The organism is Acetobacterium sp., from assembly GCF_041752335.1.
GTDB lineage: Bacteria > Bacillota > Clostridia > Eubacteriales > Eubacteriaceae > Acetobacterium.
On the sequence record NZ_JBGSHG010000020.1, the window covers coordinates 26,222 to 32,985 of the forward strand.

The window sequence follows — 6,764 nt, forward strand, 5'->3', positions numbered from 1 at the left end:
ATTAATACGCGGAGGCATTCATCAGTGGTGGCACAATCTGCTTTTTCCTGGAAAACACACCATTCATGTATTTGCTGAATTCTCCCGGCTGAAAACCAAAAGCCAGCTGAGCAAGGTTTTTGGCCTCTCCGGCGATGATCAGTTCGGTGCCGCCTAAAATAATATCGGTAACCATTAAAATGGCCAGATCCAGGTTTTCCTCCTTACATAATTTGGTCATCTCAAGCAGAACGCCATCTAGTTTATCAAAGATACCTCGAAAATCCCCGGTATTGATTTGGGACACCCCAATTTTATAGGTTCCCATGGTGAACAATTTCCGATCGGTGGAAATTATTTCTGACGGGTGCATTTCATTTAAATTGCTGCCAGCTACCAGCATTTTTTCGCCGTAGCTCTTAACATCGATGTTAAGAATCTTTCCCAGCTCCCGGGCAATGGTGCGGTCGTCTTTGGTGCAGGTGGGTGAATTAAACAAGAGTGTATCGGAAATGATCGCACTGAGCATCAGCCCGGCTATATCTTTAGGGATCACGATCTTATGCTCATGGTACATTTTCGCAACGATGGTAGCTGTACAGCCAACTGGTTCAATGCGAAGGTATAGCGGCGTGGCGGTTTGTATTTCGGCCACTCGATGATGGTCGATGACTTCAATGATTTCTGCTTCTTCCACCCCGACAATCGACTGGTTCCGTTCATTGTGGTCGACTAGAATTACTTTTTTACGGCTGAAGTCAATGAGGTTGCTACGTGAAATGGTTGAAAGGACTGTTCCATCAACATTGACAACTGGGAAACGGTCATGATCAGAGGTCAGCATATTCTTCTTGACATCATCAATGGTTTCATAGGTCATAAAATACTCCAGATGATTTTTCTGGTAATAGTTTTTTATCGGAATCCCCTGGCAAAGCAGTCGAATGACTTCGAAAGGGCCGAAGGCCACAATCAGAACAGCCCCCTGATAGTCATCCGGAATTTGGAAGACGATGTCCGGTGACGAATTGGAAACAATGATGATTCCGGCCCTGGTGGCAAAGGCCCGGTTCATATACATGTCCTGCTGAACCGTAACCAGAATGTCCTGGCTGCTTAAGGTCTGTCCAGCTACTATTTCGGTGATGGTATAAACATCTCCGTGAACCAGTTCGGATTTGATTGAGCCATAAACCTGGGCTTCCAGCAATTCAATGATATTATCAAGTGGGGTTTCGCTATCCCGGAGTAGCGATTTTGAAAAAGCATCGGTATAGGCCGGGATAATGTCGGACAGCGAAACCATGCCGATGAGTTTTTCTTCATCACTGATGACAGGCAGGGAGCGGCCGGGGTGATCAATGATCTGACTCATGGTTTTGGAGACCGAGTCTTTTTCATAGGCCATCGAAAAATCGGTGAGGACCAGATCTGAAACCTGGGGTTTAACGTCCTTGATTAGTTCGGGTAAATCGATTTTAAAGGTATCCAGGATAAACTGGGTTTCTTTATTGATGGGGCCCAATCGGGCCGGAAAGACCTGGGTGTGGCCCAGAGCCTGCTTTAAATGGGCGTAAGCAATGGCGGAACAGATGGAATCGGTGTCCGGATTCCGGTGTCCGAAGACATATATTTTCTGGGTCATCGATGAACCTCCTTTTATTTGATCATGAATGAGTATTTAAGAACCGCAGCACATCGCCATAGACAAGATCACGCTTATCTTCATTAAGTATTTCATGTCGCATCAGCGGGTAAAGAATGAGCTCGACATCCAAAACTCCAGCTTTCTTTAGCTGCTGGGTGATCTGGGTCACTTCTTTGCCCATACCGCCGACAGGATCGTCCCGTCCGGCTAAAAAAAGCAAGGGAAAATCGTTGGGGATCTTTTTTAAGTTGGACTCTTTGGTGGTATAGTCAAGACCATAAAATAAATCCCGGTAAAATCCTGCGCTGCAGGTAAAACCGCACAGAGAATCTTTTACATAGGCATCCACATTTGATTTACTCATCGAGATCCAATCATATTCAGTCCGATTGGGTTTGAATTTTTTATTATAGCTGCCAAAAGAAAGATCGGACAGCAGTTTAGAGGGCGTTTTTTCACCCTTTTTCCGGATCTCCCGGCGGGCAATGAGGCTGGCGGCTTTGCGCATAAAATTGCTGATGCCCACGGTGGTGCCGATAATAATTGCACCATCATAAAGTTCGGAATAATCAATAATCGCAGTTCGTGTTACCACTGAGCCCATGCTGTGCCCGATAATAAACAGCGGCAGCTCCGGATAGGTATTTTTGAGCATGCCGGAGATTTCTTTGACATCTGAGACAACCCGATCCCAGCCATTGCCGTTAGAAAAAAAACCCAGATCACCGGAGTCTTGACCAGTTTGGCCATGGCCCCGCTGATCGTGGATGACAGCCAGGTAGTGATTTTGATATAAAAAATCCATAAATTCATGATAACGTCGGGCATGTTCAGCCATGCCATGAACGATGAGAATGACACCCTTTGGTTCGGACGGGCAGGGTGTTTCGTAATAAGTTAGCTTTGCCTCATCGGATGTATAAAAACCATTAGTGGTTAAATCAATCATTAGCGATCCCTTCTTTCAAGTTGTCTTTTAATCTATTTTCACATTATAACAAAATATCTTAAAAAAAACAGCGTTCCCGGTACTAAAAAAAAGATAATCAGTGTATAATTAAAATAAAAACGTTGGATAAAGGGGAATTGAAAATGAAATTAACGGTACTTGGCAATAATGGACCCGTTAACCCTATTTAAATGAAGCGACCGTTATTATGGGGATTTGTCACCCTAAGTATGGGCATTATTGCGATTTATTACCATTTGCCGGTTTGGGTGCTGCTTGGCTTCGGTGGCCTGCTGACCGGAATGCCGTTTTTTTTCAAAGTTATCAAAATAACCCAGATGGTATTTGTCTTTGGTTTGTTTGGGTTAGGCGCTTTTTTAGGCTGCGGAGCCTTCCCGGAGACGGATGTGTTGGATAACTTTTATCAAAAAGAAGTTTCACTTATCGGCGTGGTCACTGAATATCCGATCCGCACCGAAAATCGGTTAGCTATTAATCTGATGATGAAAGAAATAGTCATTGCCGCGGATGAAAACAATTATCTGGAAGACACAAAGGGGATCAGGGCCACCATCTACTATCAAACAGATGATGACACAACAGGTGAGAATGAAGCGTCAAAGACCGATGAAGATCAGCCACTAGAACTGGCACCCGGTGATGTGCTGTTATTACAGGGGAAATTGACTCAACCGGCCGGCAAAAGAAATCCCGGCGGCTTTGATTATGGGTTGTATCTCAAATCCCAGTCAATTGACGGGTTGCTGACGATCAGGCCTGAAAATATTGAACGAGTCGGTCAGGAAACGACATTATATTACCAGATCTTGGGTATCAAAAGATCCCTGGAAAACCGATGTGATGTAATCTTTTCCGAGGAGGTAGCGGATTTACTCAAGGGTGTGGTATTTGGCGAAAAAAACATCAATGAGGATTTGGCCCAAAGCTTTCAGGATGCCGGCGTTACCCATGTTTTGTCGGTGTCCGGACTCCATGTGGGGTATGTATTCCTGGCAATGTCCTTGCTGTTGATGACTGTAAAAATAAACAAGCAATATTGGATCTTTTTTCTGGCCCCGGCTTTGCTGTTTTACGTCGCCCTCACCGGGTTTGCAGCATCGGTGATCCGGGCGTCAATCATGCTCTTGTGTCTGACCTGGGGCCAGGGAATTCATCGGGAACGGGATGCCTTGAATCTGCTGTGTCTGGCCGGACTTGTGATCTTAGGGATTTGGCCAGCCCAGCTTTTTCAGGCCGGATTCCAACTATCCATGGGTGCTGTGCTGGGGATTATCCTGTTTTATAATCCGCTGCTGTACGCTTATGAAAAACGCCGGAATAAAAAGCGGGTGCATAATAAAATAAAACCAGGACCGGTGGTTCAGGGTACGGTCATGACTTTTTGCGCCACGGTAGGCACCCTGCCGATTCTGCTATACCATTTTAAAAGTTTTACGCTGATGAGTTTCTTTTCCAATTTGCTGGTGGTGCCACTAATCGGTGTGTTTTTGCTGGCCGGGATGGGATTTCTGGTGATTATTTCGACCGCTCCTTTTTTAGCCCCCGTATTGACTATACCAGTGGCATTTTTAGGGGAATCGATCATCGTGGTACTGGATGGGATCAATGATCTGGGAGCGGCTGCAAATTTTTTATGGATCAACCGGGGCGGACTGTCGCTGGCTGAAACCGGGCTGTTTTTACTGCTGGTCTTGCTGATTTCAGGCTATTTTTATCTCCGCCAGCCCTATGTGCGAAACACTGTGATGAGTTTGGGACTGGTGTTGGTGCTGATCGTGATGGCAACCCCGCTGTTTCCCAGAAATCTGGTGGTCACCGTGCTGGATGTCGGTCAGGGCGACAGTATTTTGATTGAGACCCCGGGCGGGCTGAATTATCTGGTGGATGGGGGTGGCTATCTCTTCGAACGATCCAACCGGATATCCGATCAGGTGCTCTATCCGGCCCTGTATTCTAAGAATATCCGTGAGTTGGACGCCATCTTTTTAACCCATAACCATGTCGATCATAGCCAGGGCGTTGAAGAACTGGTTTTTGATGGCTATCCAGTCAAGAATTTGTTTATGAGTGTCCAGACAAATAATGAAAAACTCCTCAATCAGCAGTTGGTTCCGGTTTCCTTATTAAAAAAAGAGTCGGTGATTGAAGGGAGTGACGGCGTGACCATTACGGTGTATAATCCCGAAGGACAGATCATTCCCAAAGAGGATGAGCAGCAGAACAATGCTTCGCTGGTGATGATGGTTTCCTATCAAAATTTCAATCTGCTTTTATGCGGGGATATCGAAGCTGAGGTGGAAAAACAGCTGGCTGAAGAATTGCAGGCCCTTAGCAATGAACGGGATTTTCAGATCATCAAAATTCCCCATCACGGCAGCAAAACCTCATCCACCCAAGAATTTATTCAGGCGATTGACCCGGAAACAGCGGTAATTTCGGTGGGGGCAAATAATTCCTTTAACCATCCCAGCGATGAGGTGATGGAACGCCTGGACAAGGAAGCAATCACAGCATTGCGAACCGATCAAAAGGGGGCCGTGGAAATTACCAGCAATGGGGAATTTATTCACATCAGAAATTATGTGAATTAAATTTCAAAAATTATCCAATAATATCAGTTATAACAAGACTTAACCTTAACTAATGGAGAAACAATGTGAATTATAAAGAACTCAACAAATGTGTAAAAAATCAGGAGATCAGTCCCGTTTATCTATTCACCGGCCCGGAACAGTATATCGGCCATATGATGGAAAAAACGCTGATCGGGACAGAACTGGCAAAGGGTCTGGAACCCTTAAATATGACCACCTATAGCGACAAGAATGTGGATGTATCAGAATTGCTGGCCACCTGCGAAACCCTGCCGATGATGAGCAATAAGCGGATGGTTATTGTCCGGGAAGAAGCGCAACTGGATAAGATTACCGATAAAAAGGATCTCGATCGGATTGCGGCCTACCTCGAGAAACCCTGTCCATCTACACTGTTAATTATCTACTGGGAACAACCGGACAAGCGTAAAAAACTGTACAAAAGTCTGACTAAAGCCGGCTCCCTGGTGGTGTTTGAAAAACTCGATGCCAGCGATCTTCAGGCCTGGATTGTCCGGCGGATTAAAAATGCCGGAAAAAAAATCAACCGTTCCGAGTTGGAACTCTTTATCCAGCGGTCGATGTATTTAATGAATGAGAAAAAAACTATGGAGATGGTGGACAATGAACTTAACAGCCTGATTGACTATGCCGGGGATCGCAATGAGATAAGTAAAGAAGACATCTTGCTGATCTTGCCCCAGTCCATTGAAGAAGGGATCTTTAAGCTGATCGACTACGCGGTCAGCGGTCAAAAAGATCAGGCCCTGCTGATGCTCAACCATTTTTATCTGGAAGGGGAATCCCCCTTTGGGGTTTTCAGTCTGCTGCTGCGACAAATCCGGATGTTGTTGATGGTTAAGATTTATAGCGCTCGGGGACTGCCGGCCAAAACGGTGGCGACGGAAATGAAGCTGGCCCCTTTTATAGTCAATAAGATCTTAAAAAACGGAAAAAATTATCCCATCGACAATTTATGGGAGATTATGCTCATCGGCGCAGATCTTGACGCCCAGATGAAACTGGGAGAAATTGATCAGAATTTTGCCCTGGAATTATTTTTGATGAAGATTGCATAATAGCAGAGTGGATTGTGCTGATGCGTTTGAGCAACAAAAAGATAGCCTAGTACCGACAACCTTTCGCGTCGGTACGAAGAGGGCGGTATTTTTAACAGCAATAAAAAAAGATGTACCTGAGTAAGTACATCTTTGGATAGACCCTAGAGACACGGGTTTTGGGAATATATAAATGAGGTAATTAAGCAGTCATCTTGTTGATAATTCTAGCCAAAGTACTTTTTTTACGTGCTGCTGTGTTTTTATGTAAAACACCTTTTGTAACAGCCATATCAATTTTCTTTGATGCTAAACGATAAGCTTCCTGCGCTGCTTCAACGTTACCTTCAGTAACTGCAAGATCAAATTTCTTGACAGAAGTCTTAAGATTAGTTTTTACCATCTTATTTCGCAGACGACTGATTTCATTTGTTTTAGCTCGTTTCATAGCCGATTTAATGTTAGCCATGGGTTCACCCCCCTCATTTATTTATAACATAGCAATTCTAACACAT

The 6,764-nt window shown here is 44.7% G+C and carries 5 protein-coding genes; 2 read left to right on the forward strand and 3 right to left on the reverse strand.

What is annotated here, in order from left to right; all coding sequences use genetic code 11:
• Nucleotide 1: 1 nt before the first annotated feature.
• Both ACEW8F_RS03220 and ACEW8F_RS03225 read right to left on the reverse strand, forming a co-directional pair.
• Nucleotides 2-1,624 (reverse strand): putative manganese-dependent inorganic diphosphatase, encoded by a 1,623-nt coding sequence (locus ACEW8F_RS03220; protein ID WP_373482034.1) that lies wholly within the window; start codon nt 1,622-1,624, stop codon nt 2-4.
• A gap of 22 nt (nt 1,625-1,646) precedes the next feature.
• Nucleotides 1,647-2,576: a lysophospholipase gene (locus ACEW8F_RS03225; protein WP_373482035.1), complete on the reverse strand. Its 930-nt coding sequence runs from the start codon at nt 2,574-2,576 to the stop codon at nt 1,647-1,649.
• A gap of 191 nt (nt 2,577-2,767) precedes the next feature.
• On the opposite strand from ACEW8F_RS03225, the gene ACEW8F_RS03230 reads away from it, so the two are divergent.
• Together ACEW8F_RS03230 and holA are read left to right on the forward strand one after the other, a co-directional pair.
• The gene (locus ACEW8F_RS03230) at nt 2,768-5,188 is read left to right on the forward strand and encodes a DNA internalization-related competence protein ComEC/Rec2 (RefSeq protein WP_373482036.1); all 2,421 of its coding nucleotides are present in this window, start codon (nt 2,768-2,770) and stop codon (nt 5,186-5,188) included.
• 65 nt (nt 5,189-5,253) lie between these two features.
• Complete coding sequence (gene holA, locus ACEW8F_RS03235) at nt 5,254-6,270, forward strand: DNA polymerase III subunit delta (RefSeq protein ID WP_373482037.1); 1,017 nt, start codon at nt 5,254-5,256, stop codon at nt 6,268-6,270.
• Nucleotides 6,271-6,451: 181 nt separating this feature from the next.
• On the opposite strand, the gene rpsT is transcribed toward holA, so the two are convergent.
• Nucleotides 6,452-6,718 carry a 30S ribosomal protein S20 gene (rpsT, locus tag ACEW8F_RS03240; RefSeq protein ID WP_304887136.1) on the reverse strand — a complete coding sequence of 89 codons (267 nt, stop codon included), beginning with the start codon at nt 6,716-6,718 and terminating at the stop codon, nt 6,452-6,454.
• Nucleotides 6,719-6,764 lie beyond the last annotated feature (46 nt).